Source organism: Anaeromyxobacter sp. (assembly GCA_016718565.1).
Classification (GTDB): Bacteria; Myxococcota; Myxococcia; order Myxococcales; family Anaeromyxobacteraceae; genus JADKCZ01.
Window position 1 is genome coordinate 667,129 of the sequence record JADKCZ010000002.1, and the last position, 18,000, is coordinate 685,128.

Annotated in this window: 18 protein-coding genes, 1 tRNA gene and 1 pseudogene; 5 read left to right on the forward strand and 15 right to left on the reverse strand. The window is 71.5% G+C overall.

Translation table 11 applies throughout. The features are described 5' to 3' along the window. Nucleotides 1-113: 113 nt before the first annotated feature. The 11 genes and pseudogenes from fabF to IPO09_09810 form a co-directional block, all read right to left on the reverse strand. Nucleotides 114-1,361: a beta-ketoacyl-ACP synthase II gene (gene fabF / locus IPO09_09760; protein MBK9517622.1), complete on the reverse strand. Its 1,248-nt coding sequence runs from the start codon at nucleotides 1,359-1,361 to the stop codon at nucleotides 114-116. Between the two features lie 105 nt (nucleotides 1,362-1,466). Further along, nucleotides 1,467-1,706, reverse strand: a complete 240-nt coding sequence (acpP, locus tag IPO09_09765; GenBank protein MBK9517623.1) for an acyl carrier protein — start codon at nucleotides 1,704-1,706, stop codon at nucleotides 1,467-1,469. A 74-nt stretch (nucleotides 1,707-1,780) separates the two neighbouring features. Then, nucleotides 1,781-2,530, reverse strand: coding sequence for a 3-oxoacyl-[acyl-carrier-protein] reductase (gene fabG, locus IPO09_09770; GenBank protein MBK9517624.1), 750 nt, complete (start codon nucleotides 2,528-2,530; stop codon nucleotides 1,781-1,783). 2 nt (nucleotides 2,531-2,532) lie between these two features. Further along, a complete protein-coding gene (gene fabD / locus IPO09_09775; GenBank protein ID MBK9517625.1) occupies nucleotides 2,533-3,477 on the reverse strand; it encodes an ACP S-malonyltransferase in 945 nt (314 codons plus the stop codon). 19 nt (nucleotides 3,478-3,496) lie between these two features. Further along, nucleotides 3,497-4,478, reverse strand: a pseudogene (locus IPO09_09780) (ketoacyl-ACP synthase III). 18 nt (nucleotides 4,479-4,496) lie between these two features. Continuing rightward, the gene (gene plsX / locus IPO09_09785; protein ID MBK9517626.1) at nucleotides 4,497-5,519 is read right to left on the reverse strand and encodes a phosphate acyltransferase PlsX; all 1,023 of its coding nucleotides are present in this window, start codon (nucleotides 5,517-5,519) and stop codon (nucleotides 4,497-4,499) included. A gap of 6 nt (nucleotides 5,520-5,525) precedes the next feature. Continuing rightward, nucleotides 5,526-5,705, reverse strand: coding sequence for a 50S ribosomal protein L32 (gene rpmF, locus IPO09_09790; protein MBK9517627.1), 180 nt, complete (start codon nucleotides 5,703-5,705; stop codon nucleotides 5,526-5,528). A gap of 37 nt (nucleotides 5,706-5,742) precedes the next feature. Beyond that, a complete protein-coding gene (locus IPO09_09795; protein ID MBK9517628.1) occupies nucleotides 5,743-6,306 on the reverse strand; it encodes a DUF177 domain-containing protein in 564 nt (187 codons plus the stop codon). Between the two features lie 112 nt (nucleotides 6,307-6,418). Further along, the gene (locus tag IPO09_09800) at nucleotides 6,419-7,066 is read right to left on the reverse strand and encodes a response regulator transcription factor (protein MBK9517629.1); all 648 of its coding nucleotides are present in this window, start codon (nucleotides 7,064-7,066) and stop codon (nucleotides 6,419-6,421) included. A 102-nt stretch (nucleotides 7,067-7,168) separates the two neighbouring features. Beyond that, nucleotides 7,169-7,405 (reverse strand): hypothetical protein, encoded by a 237-nt coding sequence (locus tag IPO09_09805; protein MBK9517630.1) that lies wholly within the window; start codon nucleotides 7,403-7,405, stop codon nucleotides 7,169-7,171. Nucleotides 7,406-7,408: 3 nt separating this feature from the next. Further along, nucleotides 7,409-8,098, reverse strand: a complete 690-nt coding sequence (locus tag IPO09_09810) for a NapC/NirT family cytochrome c (protein MBK9517631.1) — start codon at nucleotides 8,096-8,098, stop codon at nucleotides 7,409-7,411. A 262-nt stretch (nucleotides 8,099-8,360) separates the two neighbouring features. Between IPO09_09810 and IPO09_09815 the strand changes: the two genes are divergently transcribed. After that, nucleotides 8,361-8,437, forward strand: a tRNA-Arg gene (locus tag IPO09_09815). 115 nt (nucleotides 8,438-8,552) lie between these two features. On the opposite strand, the gene IPO09_09820 is transcribed toward IPO09_09815, so the two are convergent. Continuing rightward, a complete protein-coding gene (locus tag IPO09_09820; protein MBK9517632.1) occupies nucleotides 8,553-10,973 on the reverse strand; it encodes a hypothetical protein in 2,421 nt (806 codons plus the stop codon). A 906-nt stretch (nucleotides 10,974-11,879) separates the two neighbouring features. On the opposite strand from IPO09_09820, the gene IPO09_09825 reads away from it, so the two are divergent. Then, nucleotides 11,880-12,317: a hypothetical protein gene (locus IPO09_09825; GenBank protein ID MBK9517633.1), complete on the forward strand. Its 438-nt coding sequence runs from the start codon at nucleotides 11,880-11,882 to the stop codon at nucleotides 12,315-12,317. A 320-nt stretch (nucleotides 12,318-12,637) separates the two neighbouring features. On the opposite strand, the gene IPO09_09830 is transcribed toward IPO09_09825, so the two are convergent. Further along, nucleotides 12,638-13,534 (reverse strand): hypothetical protein, encoded by an 897-nt coding sequence (locus tag IPO09_09830; protein MBK9517634.1) that lies wholly within the window; start codon nucleotides 13,532-13,534, stop codon nucleotides 12,638-12,640. Nucleotides 13,535-13,951: 417 nt separating this feature from the next. On the opposite strand from IPO09_09830, the gene IPO09_09835 reads away from it, so the two are divergent. After that, nucleotides 13,952-14,998 carry a diguanylate cyclase gene (locus tag IPO09_09835; protein MBK9517635.1) on the forward strand — a complete coding sequence of 349 codons (1,047 nt, stop codon included), beginning with the start codon at nucleotides 13,952-13,954 and terminating at the stop codon, nucleotides 14,996-14,998. Nucleotides 14,999-15,399: 401 nt separating this feature from the next. Here the strand turns inward: IPO09_09835 and IPO09_09840 are convergent, their stop codons facing one another. Then, nucleotides 15,400-15,576 (reverse strand): hypothetical protein, encoded by a 177-nt coding sequence (locus tag IPO09_09840; GenBank protein MBK9517636.1) that lies wholly within the window; start codon nucleotides 15,574-15,576, stop codon nucleotides 15,400-15,402. Nucleotides 15,577-16,006: 430 nt separating this feature from the next. Here IPO09_09840 and IPO09_09845 point away from each other — a divergent pair, with 430 nt between their 5' ends. Next, nucleotides 16,007-16,600 carry a hypothetical protein gene (locus IPO09_09845; protein MBK9517637.1) on the forward strand — a complete coding sequence of 198 codons (594 nt, stop codon included), beginning with the start codon at nucleotides 16,007-16,009 and terminating at the stop codon, nucleotides 16,598-16,600. A 299-nt stretch (nucleotides 16,601-16,899) separates the two neighbouring features. Here the strand turns inward: IPO09_09845 and IPO09_09850 are convergent, their stop codons facing one another. Next, nucleotides 16,900-17,076 (reverse strand): hypothetical protein, encoded by a 177-nt coding sequence (locus IPO09_09850; protein MBK9517638.1) that lies wholly within the window; start codon nucleotides 17,074-17,076, stop codon nucleotides 16,900-16,902. Between the two features lie 180 nt (nucleotides 17,077-17,256). Between IPO09_09850 and IPO09_09855 the strand changes: the two genes are divergently transcribed. Continuing rightward, complete coding sequence (locus IPO09_09855; protein MBK9517639.1) at nucleotides 17,257-17,970, forward strand: DUF2461 domain-containing protein; 714 nt, start codon at nucleotides 17,257-17,259, stop codon at nucleotides 17,968-17,970. Nucleotides 17,971-18,000: the final 30 nt, after the last annotated feature.

Here is an 18,000-nt window from a genome sequence, read left to right on the forward strand (position 1 = left end):
CAGCCTGGCGACTCCCCCACCACCGGGCCGGAGACGCCGACGCCCCCGTCCACGAGCCGTGGCGGGGGCGTCACCGTTTCGGGCGGGGCCGGTGCGGCGGGCCGCCCCGCGGGTCAGACCCGCTTGAAGACCAGCACCGCGTTGGTGCCGCCGAAGCCGAAGCTGTTCGACATGACCACGTCCAGCTTCTTCTGGCGGGCCACGTTGGGCACCACGTCGAGCTGGCAGGCCGGGTCCTGCGACTCCACGTTGATGGTGGGCGGCACCACGCCGTGAGCCAGGGCCAGGATGGCGATGACCGCCTCGGCGCCGCCGGCGGCCCCCAGCAGGTGGCCGGTCATCGACTTGGTGGAGGAGACCACCAGGCCGCCCGGGGCCTGGGCGTGGGCGCCGAAGACCTTGTTGATGGCCTGGCACTCGGCCACGTCGCCCTGCGGCGTGGAGGTGCCGTGGGTGTTGACGTAGCCCACCGACTCCGGGGCCAGCCCGGCGTCCTTGAGCGCCATCCGCATGGCCCGCTGCCCGCCCTCGCCCTCGGGCGCCGGCGAGGTGACGTGGTAGGCGTCGGCGGTGGCGCCGTAGCCGGCCAGCTCGCAGTAGATTCGCGCGCCGCGCTTCCGGGCGTGCTCGTACTCCTCCAGGATGAGGATGCCGGCGCCCTCGCCGGCCACGAACCCGTCGCGGTCCTTGTCGTAGGGCCGGCTGGCCTTCTCCGGGGCGTCGTTCCGCTCCGACATGGCGCGCGCCGCGCAGAAGCCGCCGATGCCGAGCGCCGTGATGGTGGACTCGCAGCCGCCGGTGACCATCACGTCGGCCATGTCGCGCTCGATGTACATGAGGGCGTCGCCGATGGAGTGGTTGCCTGTGGCGCAGGCCGACACCGGGGAGAAGTTGGGCCCCTTCATCCCGTAGCGCAGGCTGATCTGGCCCGGGGCCAGGTTGATGATCAGGCTGGGGATGAAGAACGGGCTGATCTTGCGGACGCCCTTCTCGGCGTAGATCTTGGCGGTCTCCTCGATGGTGCCGAGGCCGCCGATGCCGGCGCCGACGATGCAGCCCACCCGGTCGGCGTCCTCCTTGGCCATGTCCAGGCCGGAGTCGCGCATGGCCATCTCGGCCGCCGCCATCCCGAACTGGATGAAGCGGTCGTTGCGGCGGGCCTCCTTCTTGTCCATGAACTCGCCCGGCTCGAAGCCCTTGACCTCCCCCGCGATGCGGGTGGGGAAGGTGGAGCAGTCGAACTGGGTGATGGGCCCGACCCCGCTCTGGCCGGCCAGCAGCGCCTTCCACGAGGCCTCCGCCCCGACACCGACGGGGGAGATGAGGCCGATCCCGGTGACCACGACACGGCGCCTGCTCATGGAGACTCCTGCTGCGGCGAAAGAGGGGATCCGCGGGGCACGCCGCGCGCGCCCCCGGCCCGTGCTCGTCGCGCCCCCGGGCATCCCGGGGGGTGACGACCGCCCCTACTTCTTGCGGGCGGCGATGAAGTCGATGGCGTTCTGGACGGTCTTGATGTTCTCGGCCTCGTCGTCCGGGATCTCGACCTCGAACTCCTCCTCCATCTGCATGACCAGCTCGACGATGTCGAGCGAGTCGGCGCCCAGGTCCTCGATGAACCGGGAGGTGTTCTTGATCTCGTCCTCGCTGTTCCCCAGGTTCTCCATGATGATGGCCTTCACCTTCTGCTCGATCGATGCCGACATGGTGCTTCCTCCTCGGTGGTTGAGTCCGAGGCCGCTCACCGGCCCCGGGGTGCTTCGCCGCGGGAGACCCGCAGCTACATGTACATCCCGCCGTTGACCTTCAAGACCTCGCCGGTCACGTACCCCGCCTGGTCGCTGGCCAGGTAGCAGACCGCCCGGGCCACGTCCTCGGCCGAGCCGAGGCGCCCCAGCGGGATGCCCTCCTTCATCTTCTGCTTGGTCGCGTCGGGCAGCGCCGCGGTCATGTCCGTGTCGATGAACCCCGGCGTGACGGCGTTGCAGCGCACGTTGCGCGAGGCCAGCTCGCGGGCCACGCTCTTGGTGAACCCGATCAGGCCGGCCTTGGTGGCGGCGTAGGCCGACTGGCCGGCGTTGCCCATCTCGCCCACCACCGACGACAGGTTGACGATGGCGCCGCCCTTGGCCTTCATCATGGGGCGGGTCACGGCGCGGGTCAGGTTGAAGGCGCCGGTCAGGTTGACGTCCAGCTGCCGCTGCCAGTCCTCGTCCTTGAGCCGCATGAGGAGCTGGTCCACCGCGATGCCGGCGTTGTTGACCAGCACGTGCAGCCCGCCCAGGTCGGCCACCACCGCCTCGACCGCGGCGCTGCAGGCGGCCGGGTCGGCCACGTCGAAGCGGTAGAGCCGCGCCTGCGGCGCGCCGGCGGCCAGCACCAGCGCCAGGGCCTCGGCGGCGGCGGCCTCGTTGCCGGCGTAGTTGAGGGCCACCGAGGCGCCGCCCCGGGCCAGCTCCACCGCGATGGCGCGCCCGATGCCGCGCGAGGCGCCGGTGACCAGCGCCACCTTGCCCTTGAAGTCGAACATGATCAGCTCCCCCTCAGCGCGGCCAGGGTCTTCTCGAGCGAGGCGGCGTCCGACACCCCGAACGCCTCGATGGACGGGGCGATGCGCTTCACCAGCCCGCCCAGCACCGTGCCCGGGCCGACCTCCACCACCCGGGTGACGCCCAGGCGGGCCAGCGCCTCGACGCACTCGATCCAGCGCACCGGCGCGGTCACCTGCTCCACCAGCAGCGGCAGGGCGCGGGCCACGTCGGCGTTGGCGGTGGCCTCCACGTTGGTGACCACCGGCCGGAGCAGCGGCCTCCAGGCCACCTGCTGCAGCACCTGCTGCAGGCGCGGCTTGACCGGCGCCATGAGGGCGCAGTGGAAGGGGGCGGACACCGGGAGGGGCAGGACGCGCTTGGCGCCGGCCGCCTTGAGCCTGACCCCGGCCGCCTCCACCGCCGCAGCGGCCCCGGCGATGACGGTCTGCCCGGGCTCGTTGAAGTTGGCGGGCGAGACCACCAGCCCGGTCTCGGCGGCCACCTCGGCGCAGATGGCGGTCACCGCGGCCGGCGGCAGGCCCAGCACGGCGCTCATGGCGCCCTGCCCGGCCGGCACGGCCTCCTGCATGAAGGTGCCGCGGGCGCGCACCGCGCGGGCCGCGTCGGCCACCGAGAGGGCGCCCACCGCCACCAGCGCCGAGTACTCGCCCAGCGAGTGGCCCGCCACGAAGTCCGGCACCACGCCCGAGTTGGCCAGCACCGCGGCGGCCGCGGCCGAGACGGTGAGGATGGCGGGCTGGGTGTTGGCGGTCAGCTTGAGCGCCTCCTCCGGCCCCTCGAAGCACATGGTCGAGAGCGGCTCGCCGAGCGCGCCGTCCACCTCGTCGAAGACCTGGCGCGCCTCGGGGAAGCGCTCGGCCAGGTCCTTGCCCATGCCGACCTTCTGGGACCCCTGGCCGGGGAAGAGGAATGCCAGCTTGCTCATGATCTCGCTCCTGCCGCGCTCACCAGCGGATGACCGAGGCGCCCCAGGCCATGCCGCCGCCGATGGCCATGGTGAGGATGACGTCGCCCGGCTTGAACCAGCCGGCCCGGTTGGCCTCGTCGAGCGTCATGGGGACGCTGGCCGCCGAGGTGTTGCCGTACTTCTCCAGGTTCATCCAGCACTTCGAGGCCGGGACGGCGAGCCGCTCCAGCGTGGCGTCGAGGATCCGCTTGTTGGCCTGGTGGGCGATGACGTGGGTGACGTCGGTGGTGGTGAGCCCCTCGGCCGCCAGCACCTCGTTGCAGCTGTCGACCAGCGAGCGGACCGCCACCTTGTAGACCTCGCGGCCGTTCATGGAGACGTACTGGCGCTCCGCCGCCACCATCTCCGCGGAGATGGGGTCCTTCGAGCCACCGCCCGGCTGCAGCAGGATGTGCACCAGCGAGCCGTCGGTGTGCAGGCGGGTGGTGCAGATGCCGCGCTTCGGGTCGTCGGTGGGCGTGAGCACCATGGCGCCGGCGCCGTCGCCGAAGAGGATGCAGGTGTTGCGGTCCTTCCAGTTGGTGATGCGGGTCAGCGTGTCCACGCCGATGACCAGGGCGTTCTTGACCGCGCCCCGAGGCGACGAACCGGTCGGCCACCGCCAGGGCGTAGAGCGAGCCGGCGCAGGCGGCCGAGACGTCGAAGGCGAAGGCCTTCTTGTTGCCCAGCTTGCCCTGGACCACGGCGGCCGCGCTGGGGAACGGGTAGTCGGGGGTGATGGTGCCCACCACGATGCACTCCACGTCGGCGGCGGCCAGGCCGGCCATCTCCAGCGCCTTCCTGGCGGCCTCGACCGCCAGGTCGCTGGTGGCCTGGTCGGGCCCGGCGACGCGGCGCTCCTTGATGCCGGTGCGCTCCTGGATCCACTGGTCGGTGGTGTCGACCAGCTTCTCCAGCTCCGCGTTGGTGACGACCTTGGCCGGGGCGAAGCTGCCGGTGCCGACGATGAGCGAGCGCATGTCCGAGTCTCCCGTTCTCTAGGGGGCGAGCAGCGCCTCGGCCGGTGCCACGGCCGACGCGATCTCGTCGGTGAAGTGCGAGCGGGCCGCGTCGCGGACCCGGCGGATGGCGTTCTCCATGGCCAGGGCGTCGGAGCGGCCGTGGGAGATGAAGCCCACGCCGGCCACGCCCAGCAGGGGCGCGCCGCCGATCTCGCGCCAGTCCATGGAGCGCTTCATGCCCTCGAGGGCCTTCTTGGCGAGGAGACCGCCGATCTTGCTGGCGGTGGTGCTCATGATGGCCTTCTTGAGCAGCTCGCCGACCACCTTGGCGGTGCCCTCCATGGTCTTGAGCGCCACGTTGCCGGTGAAGCCGTCTGTGACGATGACGTCGAACTCGCCGGTCATGAGGTCGCGCCCCTCGCAGTAGCCGGCGAAGTCGAGGGCGGACCGCCGCAGCGCGGCGGAGGCGGCCCGGGTCAGGTCGGTGCCCTTGGTCTCCTCCTCCCCGTTGGAGAGGATGGCCACCTTGGGCCGTTGCACCCCGAGCACGCGCCGCGAGTAGACCGCCCCCATGAGCGCGAACTGCACCAGGTGGACCGGCTTGCAGTCCACGTTGGCGCCCATGTCGAGCAGCAGCGGCGTGCCCTTGAGGGCCGGCAGCACCGAGACGATGGCCGGGCGCTCCACGCCGTCCGGGCGGCCCAGCACGAAGATGGCGCCCGCCATGACCGCGCCGGAGTTGCCGGCCGACACCATGCCGCAGGCCGCCCCGGCCTTGACCAGGTCGAAGCAGACGCGGATGGAGTTGTCCTTCTTCCGGCGCATCGCCTGCCCGGGGTGGTCGTGGAAGTCGACCACCTCGGTGGCGTTGTGCACGGTGATGGGGAGCGACTTGGGCGCGTGGTGCTTGTGCAGCTCCTGGCGCACCAGCGCCTCGGGGCCCACCAGCACGACCGGCAGGCCCTTGCGCGCTGCGTTAATCGCACCCTGCACGATGGCGCTGGGGGCGTGATCTCCCCCCATCGCATCGACGGCGACGGGCGCGAGGCGCTCGCTCATCGAGGGCTACGTCGCGTCCGTGACCTGCGCGCCCTTGTAGGTGCCGCAGGAGGGGCACACGCGGTGCGGGAGCACAGGCTCCTTGCACTTCGGGCACTTGATGACGTTGACCCCCTTCAGCTTGAAGTTGGCCGCGCGGCGGCGATCGCGCCGCATGCTGGAAGTACGCTTCTTGGGAACGCCCACGTGATGCTCCTTCGTTCTCGATGCTTCGAATGGACTGCTACTGCAGCTTCACCTTGGCGAGGCCGGCCCACCGAGGGTCCGGCACCTTGCGGACGCAGCCGCACTCGCGCTCGTTCAAGTTCGTCCCGCAGACGCTGCACAGCCCCTTGCAGCCTTCCTGGCAGACCGGGTAGCCCGGCAGCGCCAGCAGCACCTGCTCCCGCAGCACCGGGTCGAGGTCGATGACCTTGCCGGTGTAGACGTCTTCCTCTGCCGCCTTGGCGTCGAAGCTGCCCGCCACCGGGTGGTGCGACCGGTCCTCCGCCGCCCCGCCCTCGTCCTGGTACTCGTCGGCCGGCACCATGGTGAGGACGAACTCCACCGGCACGTCGGCGGTCACCGGGGTGAGGCAGCGGCTGCACTCGGCGGCCAGCTCGGCCCGGGCCGAGGCCTTGACCAGCACCCGCCGCTCCACCTTCTCGAGGCGGACGTCGACGTGGGCCGCGCCGCGCGCACGCCAGCCGGACCGGTCGCCCTGGACCATGGAATCGAGGTCCTGGCGGGTCACGTCCCAGCGCCGGTCCAGGCCGGCTTCTTTGATTTCATCAATATTGACGCGCATTTGCGCTGCTTTTCCGGGGCGTAAAGGGGGCTCATTATAGGGAGCGACCCCCGCAAGTCAAGGCGCGCCGGGCCACCGGGGTGACCTGGTGCGTCAAACGCCGCCCGCGGCCCTACGGCTTGACCAGCCCGCGCGCCACCGCGAGGAGCGCCGCCTCGGCCTTGGTCGAGACGTCCATCTTCTCGTAGATGCGCTTCACGTAGGTCTGCACGGTCCCCTCGGCGATGCCGAGCGCCTGCGCCACGTCGGCGTAGGTGTGGCCGTGGACCAGCAGCTGCAGCACCTCGAGCTCGCGCTTGGAGAGCGCCGGGCCGGCGGAGGGCTTCTGGTCGGGGGCGTCGCCGCGCAGCTCGGAGAGCAGCACCTTGGCGGCGCGGGGGCTGATGGGGGCGGCCTCGCCCGAGAGCACGTCCTCGACGGCGCGGGCCAGGTCGGAGGCGTGGAAGGGCTTGAGGATGTAGCCGGCCGCGCCGCAGCGCATGGCGTTCAGCACCCGCGCCGGGATGTCCACCGCGGTGAGGGCGATGCAGGCCGTCTTGGGGAGGTCGCGGCGGATGGTGGCGATGACGTCCTCGCCGCTCATCTTGGGGAGGCCGAGGTCCACCAGCGCCACGTCGGGCCGGGTCTGGCGAGCCAGCGCCACGCCGTCCTCGCCGGTGGCGGCCGTGCCGACCACCTCGAACCCGTGGGAGGTCAGCACCTGGGCGATGAGGCGTGAGACGGCCTCGTCGTCCTCGACCGCGATCGCCCGAATTGCCATGCGTTTACCCCTGGAGCAGCCGCCCCTCACCTCGGGCGGCCTCGATACCTACCAGCCGGCCCCGATCGAGGCAACGGCGCACTCGGGTCCACCCGGGTGGCGTCACTCCTCGGTGCCGACCTCGTCGTGCTCGCCGTACCCCTGCAGGTCGAAGGCGATGGCCAGCAGGTAGAGGGCCAGCGAGGCGGTGCCGAAGAACTGCCCCAGGCTCATGGCCAGCACCAGCAGGAAGGGGCCGGGGAAGAGGATGGAGGCCACCATCAGGCCCAGGGACACCAGGGTCATGAAGGTGGAGACGAGGACCAGCCGGCGGATGGTGATCTTGGTGATGGCGAGCATGGCCTACTCCTTCTTCTCGCCGGCGTCGCCGGCCTGGGCCTCGGGCTTCTTGCCGTTGCCGCCGTGCGCGAAGGCGCGCGGGTGGATCTTCTCGCCGCCGTGGCAGTCGATGCACTTGGCGTCGCCCTTGCGGATGTCCTCCAGCATGCCCCCGTGGTCCTCGACCTTGAGCCAGCTCACGGCCTCCGTGGAGTGGCAGCGGGTGCACATCTTGTTCTGGAAGGGCTTGTAGAGGTGGATGGGCGGGCCACCCTCGCCGAGCGGGCCGGTGTTGCCGTACTCGGTGACGTACATGAAGAGGTGCTTCATGCCGTTCATCTTGGTCGAGATGGCGCCGAAGATCTGGTAGTCGGCGTGGCAGGTGTAGCAGGACTCGTGGCCGAAGGTGCTGTTCCGGCTGTGGATCGAGGCCAGGCTGGTGGAGGTCGGGTCGGCCGCGTCCTGCGTGTAGGGCAGCATGACGTGGCAGGAGCCGCAGAACTCGCGCTTCAGCGTGTACTCGAACCCGGCGATGTTGCCCGCCAGGGCCACGGCGAAGGGCATGACCCCCAGGCCGAAGAGCAGGACGATCTTGGTGGAGCGTCCCAGGCTCGGCCGCTTGACCAGGTACCAGGCCAGGATCGCGATGGAGATCAGGGCGGAGACGAGCGCCGCCAGGCGAAGGACGTCTTCGGTGGAGTGAAGTTCGTGCACGGTGCGGCGTTCTGTAGCATGTAGGTCCGTGAGGGTTCAACCCTCTTGGTGCTTGCGCGCTGGGGTTTGTACGCACCGTGAACCGGGGCAGGCGCAGCCGTTTCGGGCGGGTCGGCGGCCCCCTGCCGGCTGCGACCCACGGTGCGGCCACCCTCCCCAGGCGGGCGCCCGCGCGACCCGCCGCGGCGCCGCCGGGCAGGCCAGGGATGCCCCCGAACCGACTTGCCTTTCGGGGAGGGATGCCCTAGATACCCCGCTCCACGCGCGGTTAGCTCAGCTGGATAGAGCGTCGGCCTCCGGAGCCGAAGGCCACAGGTTCGAATCCTGTACCGCGCGCCACTTCCGAGGCCGGAACTTGCGAGGGATTCCTCGACGGGTTCCGGCCTTTTGTACTGTGGAATACCCCACAGGTGGACCAAAGGCCCGCGAACGGAGGCCGCTCGGGGGCCGGTGGTCAGGGCTTCGCGCAGGCCGTGCAGATGGCCTCGCACTGGCCCTGGGTCGGGTCCCTGACCGAGGCGCACTGCACGTCCGACGCGGCGGATTCCGAGCGCACGGCGCCTGAGCACCCGCTGCCTCCCGCGTTGCTGCACCCCGCCGCCCCCGGAGCATTCGCCTCCACGACGACCCCGCCCGTCGCGGCGCAGGCCACCATGTTGGTGGTGCTGCCGTCGGCGTTCGAGCGCACAGCGTCGACACGCCAGGTGTTCCCGTTGGGCTGGCACCTCGACAGCGTCGCCTCGATGAGTCCCTGGCAGGTGAAATCCAGCGTTCGCTGGGTGAGGCGCTCGCAGGCACCTGCGCCGTTGCATACGTTGCAGACGGAGGCCGAGGTGCACGGCACCCCCCTGGCCACCGGCCGGCCGACGCATCCGCCATCACCATCGCAGGTGTCTGGCGACGTGCAGCTGTTCCGGTCATCGCACGGGACGCCCGCCGGCAAGGGCTCGCGCAGACAAGCGCCCGATGCCGGGTCGCAGAAGGCGGCGTTGCATGAGTCGGTGCCGGGGCAGGTCTTGACTCGCCCCAGCACGCAGGCGCCGGCTTGACAGGAGTACGCGGCGCATCGGTCGTCGCTGTGGCACGGACCCGGCCGAGGGTCCCCTCCCTCACACGCCCCCGTTCGAGGATTGCAGACCTGGGCCGTGGTGCACTCGGTCGCCAGAGCACAGGGTCCACAGCGCTTCCGCGGCGGCGGGCCCTCCCAGGCGGCCTCGACCTGCCAGACGCCGGAGGCGGGGACCGTGCCGCCTGGGTCGATGAAGCCAAAGTAGGGCTCGGACTTCGCGTAGGCGAGCCCCTCCGGTCCGGTGGGGAGCATGGGGGTCGCGGTGAGTCCCGGGACGCTCGGTCCAAAGCCCATCTCCACCGGCGGCGGGGCTTGGTGAACTTCGAACGGGCTGCAGGCCGTCTCGGGCGGGTAGAACTCGTTCATCCCGCAAGAGCTGGAGCAGAAGGTTCCCTGGGCGTGGGTCTCCTGATGGCATGACCCAAAGCCGTAGTCGGTGACCGCCAGGTGGAAGGGATCAGCGAGGTGCGACACCAGGGGGAGCGCGCCGCCGAAGGCTGCCGAGAGGGCCTCTGCCAGGCCCTTCGCCTCGGAGAAGGTGCAGGCCAGGGACTGGTCCGAGGTCCACCCGGCCGAGGCCGTGCAAGTGGGCGGTACGACATAGTTCCCTTCCTCGTGGCGGCTCGAGCGTTGGCTCCCGACGAGGGAGATGTCGCTCATGAAGCCAGATCCCGCGTGAACACGTGCGAACCCGTCATGCGAGCGCGAGTAACTGCCGGTCACGTTGCTGGTCCAGTAGCCCGGGTTCACCTCGTCCCAGGAGCCGGTCCCGCCATAGGCGTGTAGCCACCTCACCGCCCAGGCACCCACGTCGGGGCACTCGTTGCAACCCACGGCGCAGGCGGCAGGAGCGCAGTAGGCCGCTTCGGCCGCGAAGCGTCTTCCGGCCAGGCCACCCGTGGCGGCGTCCGAGCCACCCACCGCACCCTTGACGCCCGCCAGGGTCGTGTCGGGCGCGCCGAGCGCAGCGGCCAGGGACTCGGCCGAGTAGAGGTCGCGCAGGAAGAGGTCCGGGTCTGCGGGAACCCCCATCGCGACGAGCGAAGTGGTTGCGCTCTCGAGGTACTGTCTCGCCTGCGAGCGGTACACCGCGGGAGTGGCGAGGTGGCAGCCGGGCGCGCCCGCGCAGGGCTCGGCGAAGGCGATGGCCGCGAGGGTCTCCGCCCCGAACGCCAGGTCGAGCAGCGCACCAGCGGCTGCCGGTGCCGCGGGAGGCCAGGAGAATTCACCTGCAAGGAGCGCGGCCGCGACGTCCACGAGCTCGTGCCGCCCCAGCCTGATGAGGTTCGTCTCCGCGCCGTCGGGGCCGCCGGACTGGGCCCCGACGAGCGCTGGGGGTCCACCCAGGGACGTGCGGACGAACGCGGCCCGCTCGGGGTGGGAGCGAGGAGCGGCGAACCGGACGCGCAGGCGCCCGGGCCGTGCGAGCTCTAGGCCGGCGGGCTCGAGCTCGATGCCCGGGCCGACCGAGCTCGACAGCTCCGATGCGCCAGCGGCCAGACCGCGGAGGGTCACCCAGGTGGCGCGCTGCAGGGCCCACCCCGGGATGATCAGCGTGATGGTGTTGCCAAGGCCGTCGCTGACCACCAGCTCGGCCCCGAGCGATGCGTCGACCCGCGCGCTGACCTCCCGGGGGGCACTCGACCTGCAGGCGCCCGCGGCGCACGTTCCCCCGGCGCAGGCCAGGCCCTCCTCGGCAGCGGTCGCCACGCACTGGCCGGAGGCGGGGTTGCAAGTGCCGCTGGCGAGGCAGTCCGTCGAGCCGGCGCAGACGACCGCCTCCCCGGCGCGGCAGGCGCCGGCCACGCAGTGGTCTCCCTCCGTGCACGCGTCCGAGTCGCTGCACGAGGTCCCATCGCGGAGCGCGGCGCCGACGCAGCGGCCGGTGGCCGGGTCGCAGGTGGCTGCGACGTGGCAGGCGTCGGCCGAGGCGCAGGTCACGTGGCGAGCGCCCAGGCACGCTCCGAGGAAGCAGGCGTCCTCGAGCGTGCAGGCATCTCCGTCGTCGCAACGAGAGAGATCGGGAAGCGCCGGACTGCTGCAGTTGCCGGTCGCAGGATCGCAGCGCCCGGCCGCGTGACATGGCCCCGCGGGCGCGCACGTCACGCCCGTGCAACGCCCTTCGTCCTGCTCGCCGCCCACGCACCCTCCCCCACAGGCGAGCGCCCAGGCGAGCGCCGTGATCCGCCGCCACCTCGAGTGTCCGGTGTCGCGATGCCCGACCATGGAGTGCCCCCTGCCGGCCAGTGGGTGTCTCAGCGGCGCCGCAGCACCCGCATCGACGTCATGGAACCTCACTGAGACTGAGAGTGCCAGTGTGGCCGTGGCCGAGGTGGGAGGACAAGTCGCGGCAGCTTGGCCAATAGGGTTCTCGCGGAAGGGGCAGGCTTCGGCTTCGGACCGCCTGCACGCTCCCCCGCCCTACACATCCGAAGCGATATCGCTTCGTGCGTGTGAACTGCCGCCAGCCGGGCCGGCCAAGGGAACCTGGGCCTGGCCGCGGTACCCGTACCGGCACTGGCCTGGCGCGGCAATCCACCTCCGTCCACCGGGCACGGAACGGTCGCGGGTTCGACCGCGCTTGACCCACCATCCCGCAATCCACTACCGATCGTGAACCTGCCTGGCAGGCCACCACCTCGGTGGGGGAGCCAAATGAGGCCGACGAACCAACTCGTGGCGATGTGCGCGGCAGCGGCGATGGTGGGAGCCGTGGCCTGTGGAGGCGGCGGCGATGACGCCGCCGGCGGCGCACTCCGGGCGGCGATGCAGGGCAACTGGAGCAGGTGCGAGGTGGGCTTCGGCACCTCCTACAAGATCGGCCTGGTGGTCAGCGGCAGCGGCTTCACCCAGTCCTCCCGCTCCTACGCCAACGAGACCTGCACCGGCACGGGCACCGAAGAGGGCTCCGGCGCAGGCACCCTCGCCTTCGGTGCGGCCCTCACCACGTTCCTCGGCGGCGCTCCGGTCACGGCCTACGAGCTCACGGCCACCACCGGCGTCGGGACCTTCTACGACCTCGTCTACGTCGACACGGCCGCCACCCCGGATCTCCTCTACACGGGCGACTCGAGCGGCGCCAACGACGGCAGCACCCCGGCCCTGCGGCCCACGGTGCTCGACGAGGCCTTCGTCCTGACGAAGCAGTAACTGGAGGCCCCGTCCCAGAGAAGTGGAGGCCCCGTCCCGGGAGGCCCCGTCCCAGGAGGCCCCGTCCCAGGGAGGCCCCGTCCCAGAGAAGTTGTCGTAGCGCACCCGGCACGCCCGCGTACACCGAACGTATCGTGCGCCGGGAGGCCACCGACCAACCGGGGCGCGGCTCCTCAGGCCACCATGCGGCGGCGAAGCGGGTCCTCGCTCGACCGATTCCCGTTGGAGCCTCCGCCGTTGGCGGGGCTGCGCCAGCACCACCAGGCGAGGCGCAGCGGCGCTTCGCCTCATGATGCTGTGCAGGTCCGGAACCTGGACCGTCAGGCGCTCGATGCGCAGGCCACCCCGCACCACTGGCGCATCCCGTAGGTCCCGTCCGGGAAGACCACCTCCCGCGCGCCGGCCTTGAAGGCTCTCCAGGCCTCCCGGTACTCCGCCAGGAAGGCCTTGAGCCGCCCGATGGCCTCCAGGCGCTTCCACTTGTCCCGGCTGGCCACGCGCGGCTTCAGTCCCCGCCGCGGCTCGCCGGGCGCCGGCCTCGCGAACGGGCTCTGGGCGAGCACCTTTCGCGCCCCCATGAACGACCGTCCCGCCTCGGCCAGCTCACGGGCGGCGCGGTCCTCACGCTCGGTGAGCGCATCGGCGAGGCGTCGCCGCAGCGCCTCGACCGATCCGAGTCCCTTCGGGCAGACCAGCTTGAGCGGCGCGGTCCTGGGCGCTGGTCCTTCCTTGCGGAAGTAGTGGTCGGGGCGCCTCACCTCTCGCGTACCGGCCCCGACCGTCGAGGGCGCCGACCACAGCCCGGGCCACTCCGCCCCTCGCCGCACCAGGCCGGCCGCCACGGGGTTCGCCAGCACGTAGGCCATCTTGTCGAGCACGTCCTCGGCGGACTGCAGCGCCACGGCGCTGTAGGACCCGGGCGCCCAGAAGGACTCCCACCGCCCGAGCGCCGCGTTGAGCGCCCGCGCCACCGTGGAGCCCAGGTCCCGCTGGAACTCCGGCAGCAGGCCGCGCGGGTCGGTGAGGACGCAGTGCCAGTGGTTCGAGAGGACCACGTAGGCGTGGAGCAGGATCCCGTACTCCTTCGCCTTGGCGGCGAGGACGTACTCGAACACCGCGTTCACCAGCGGCGACGGCCGGAGCAGGAGCATCCGGCCGAAGCAGCGTCGCGAGATGAGGTAGGTGACGCCGGGCAGCACTTGTCGCGGTGCGGTCATGTACCTTCGGCATCGCACGGAGCGTACCGGAGGCCAGCCCGAGTGGTTCAGATGGGTTGGAGCGATGGCTGGCGCTTGCTGGTCCGCGCCGCGGACCAGAGGGTCCGCGGAAACGTCTCTGGGACGGGGCTTCCGGGCTTCCGAACGTCTCTGGGACGGGGCTTCGACCCGGCCGAGCCACCCGACACGAAGCCGTGCCGGTCCTCGTCGGGGTCGAGGACCAGGTGCGCTGGCCGCCTCGAGGTCCTCGCCGGCATCGCCGGGCCAGTGGTCGCGAGGTGCGGCCTCGATCACCGCGGTCTGCCTTGACGCCGAGAGCCCGGTGATCCGATTGTCGCTCTCCCGGGAGGGGCGCAGCGAACGGTACGTCCTCTGAAAGGAACCCTATTGAGTGAGCGCCCGACCCGCGAGGATGCAGTGGTCGACACGGCCGCCTTGTCGCCCTTCGGACGGGAGGACGAGGTCCTCGCGCTGAGGGAGCGGCTCGCATCGCTCGAGGCGCAGCTCCTGGAGGCGGGGCGGAGCCTCGAGACGGCCGTGGAGCAGGCCAACCGGTCCGCGCTCGCGGCCGAGATCGAGGCCATCGAGGTCCGGCAGCTGCTCAACGTCTCGCACGACGCCCTGTGGGTCGTGGACGGCGCCTTTCGAATCCTCCGCGTCAACGGCGCCATGGCCAGGCTCGTCGGGGAGGGGCCCGAGCGGCTCAAGGGGCGCCGCTGCAGCGAGGTGTTCTCGTACGGCCTGTGCGGGACGCCCGACTGCCCGGTGACGCGCCTGAGGGACGGCGGCGACCTCCTCGAGAAGGACGTCGAGGGCGTGAGCGCCCCGGGCATGCACTTCATCGCCAGCGCCGCTCCGTACTACAGCCTCGACGGCGAGGTGTGCGGAGCGGTGGCGTCCTTCAAGGACATCACCGACCGCAAGCGGGCAGAGGAGGAGCTGGCCCGACTGGCCACCCGCGACGGGTTGACGGGGCTGTTCAACCGCCGGCGCTTCGACGAGACGCTCCAGGAGGAATGGGCGCGCGCCCGGCGCGACCGCACGCCGCTGTCCGTGGTGATGGCCGACGTCGACCACTTCAAGCTCTTCAACGACGCCTACGGTCACCAGGCCGGCGACGCGTGCCTGCGCCAGGTGGCCGAGGCGCTGCAGTCGCGGGTCAGGCGCCCAGCGGACCTGGTCGCTCGGTACGGCGGGGAGGAGTTCGTGATCCTGCTGCCCTCGACCCTCCGGGAGGGCAGCCTCATCGTCGCCGAGGCCGCGCGCGCAGCGGTCGCCGGGCTGGGAATCCCGCACGCGCGCTCCACCGCCGGTCCGGTGGTCACCCTGAGCCTCGGCTGCGCGACCAGATGCCCGGGCGGCGGCGAGGCGCCCACGGAGCTCGTCGAGCAGGCCGATCGGGCGCTCTACGAGGCCAAGCGCGCCGGCCGAAACCGGGTGGAGGCCGGCAACCCGCGGGCCTGAAGGGGGAAGGGCCGGGCGCCCCGCCCTCGTGGACGAGGACGTGCAGGTGGTGGCGCACCCGGAGCCGACGGCGGAGGGGACAGGGTGATCCGGCCGGGCCGAGGCTGGGGGAAGCGGTGCCGGATGCGGTGGAAGCGGTGCCGGGAAGCGGGAGGCCCCGTCCCAGAGAAGTTGTCGTGGCGCACCCGGCACGCCCGCGTACACCGAACGTATCGTGCGTCGCGAGGCCACCGACCAACTGGAGGCGCGGCTCCTCAGGCGACCATGCGACGGCGAAGCGGGTCCTCGCTCGACCGATTCCGGCTGGAGCCGCCGCCGGTGGCGGGTCTGCGCCAGCACCACCAGGCGAGGCGCAGCGGCGCATCGCCTCATGATGCTGGGCAGGTCCGGAACCTGAGCCGTCAGGCGCTCGATGCGCAGGCCACCCCGCACCACTGGCGCATCCCGTAGGTCCCGTCCGGGAAGACCACCTCCCGCGCTCCGGCCTTGAAGGAGCTCCAGGCCTCTCGGTACTCCGCCAGGAAGGCCTTGAGCCGCCCGATGGCCTCCACGCGCTTCCACTTGTCCCGACTGGCCACGCGTGGCTTCAGGCCCCGCCGCGGCTCGGGTCCGCGGAAACGTCTCTGGGACGGGGCCCCGAAGCAGCGTCGCGAGATGAGGTAGGTGACGCCGGGCAGCACTTGTCGCGGTGCGGTCATGTACCTTCGGCATCGCACGGAGCGTACCGGAGGCCAGCCCGAGTGGTTCAGATGGGTTGGAGCGATGGCTGGCGCTTGCTGGTCCGCGCCGCGGACCAGAGGGTCCGCGGAGACGTCTCTGGGACGGGGCTTCCGGCTGGGACGGGGCTTCCGGGCTTCCGTCGTTGGTGGCGGACTCTCTGTCGCACCCGCGCCGGTTCACCGCGCGGAGTCGCCCTCACCGGGCTGAGACAACGGGGCGCTTGCCGGACCCGGATCAGAGGCCGACCCTGAGTCGCAGGGTAGCTTCGTGAACTGCAAGGAGGTCGCCATGATCCGTCGCAGCCCCGCCGTTCCCGTCGCCAGGTCACCGCGGCTCACCAGGGCAGGTCCCCTCGCAGTGCTCGCCTCCGCGCTGCTCGTGGCAGCGGCCTGTGGCTCCAGCAAGGACACGCCCGAGATCACTCCGATCACGGGCACCTTCGATGTCACCTCCATCGACTGCAACGGTATGGCAGCAGGGGTGCCGGCCGATCTCACGGCGCGCATCGTGTCGGGGAGGAGCTACACCTTTGCGTTCAATGCCGATGGCAGCAGGATGACCGTCGCGTTGGCCGACCCTTCATGCACCTGGGGCATTTCTCACAATGTGGCTTACAACTCCGACACGAGGTTCAGCGTCACCGAAGTCGGGTCATTCGCCTGTGCCCCATCGGCGGCAGCCTGCGCTGCGCTCATCGCCGTCGAGAATCCCGGCGACCTAGACATCTGCGGGAAGGTGGCCAGCACCTTTTCGACCGCCCTCGATCATGGCACCGTCCCGCAGAGCACCGGTGGAACGATGATCCTGAGCTTGGTTGGCGACACAGCGTGCAGCCAGAACGGTGGGACCAATCCCTTGAGGTTCGTCCTGACGCGGCGATAGATCGCGGCTGGTTACCGCCCGCCCGGCGGGAGAAGCGCGGGCGGTCCAGGAGGCCCCGTTCCAGAGAAGTTGTCGTGGCGCACCCGGCACGCCCGCGTACACCGAACGTATCGTGCGTCGCGAGGCCACCGACCAACCGGAGGCGCGGCTCCTCAGGCCACCATGCGGCGGCGAAGCGGGGCCTCGCTCGACCGATACCGGCTGGACCCGCCGCCGTTGGTGGGTCTGCGCCAGCACCACCAGGCGAGGCGCAGCGGCGCTTCGCCTGATGATGCTGGGCAGGTCCGGAACCTGGACCGTCAGGTGCTCGATGCGCAGGCCGCCTCGCACCACTGGCGCATCCCGTAGGTCCCTTCCGGGAAGGCCACCTCCCGCGCTCCGGCCCTGAAGGTTCTCCAGGCCTCCCGGTACCCCACCAGGAAGGCCTTGAGCCGCCCAATGGCCTCCACGCGCTTCCACTTGTCCCGACTGGCCACGCGCGGCTTCAGGCCCCGCCGCGGCTCGGATCCGCGGAAACGTCTCTGGGACGGGGCCCCCTGGGACGGGGCCCCCGCTCGCGCAATCTCGCGCAGCGGCTCCCGGCGACCCTGTAGCCTCCGTGCCGTGTAGCCTCCGAGCCGTTGCCCGCGGCCCCAAGCCATGCCAGCGTCCGCCGCATGGCCCGAACGACCGCCGTTTCGCCCGCCGCCTTCCGGGGCTTCGCCGACGCCCAGGGCGACTTCTTCCTCGCGCTCGCGCTCCACAACGACCGCGACTGGTTCGGGGCCCACCGCGCCGAGTACGAGGCCGGCTGGGCCGCGCCCATGGCGGCGCTGCTCGACGAGGTGCAGCGGGGACTGCGCGGCGCCTACGGGAAGCGGGCGCTCGGCGCGCCCAAGGTGTTCCGCCTCCACCGCGACGTCCGCTTCAGCAAGGACAAGTCGCCTTACAAGACCCACGTGGCCGGCTGGATCCCGCTGGACGTCGGGGGCACGCCCGACCCGGGCGCCACGCCGGCCGCCTTCTACCTGCAGGTGGGGGTGGAGGAGCGCTTCACAGGGAGCGGCTCCTGGATCCTGAGCGGGGACGCGCTGAAGCGCTACCGGGCCGCCGTGCTGGACCCGAAGCGCGGCGCCGTGCTGGTTCGCCGGCTCGCGGCGCTCAACGCCGATGGCTTCCGGGTCTCGGCCGGCGCCACGCTGGCGCGCGCGCCGGCCGGGGTGGACCCGGCCCACCCGCGCGCCGAGCTGCTGCGGCTCAAGGGGCTGGTGGTGGATCCCGGAGAGGTGCCGGCCAGGCTGCTCACCCGGCCCGCGCTGGTGCCCTGGCTCGTCGAGCGCGCCCGCGCCGCCGCGCCGCTGGTGAGCTGGCTCGCCGACCACGTGGCGTGAAGCATGGTCAGGGCCGCGGTCTGAATCAGT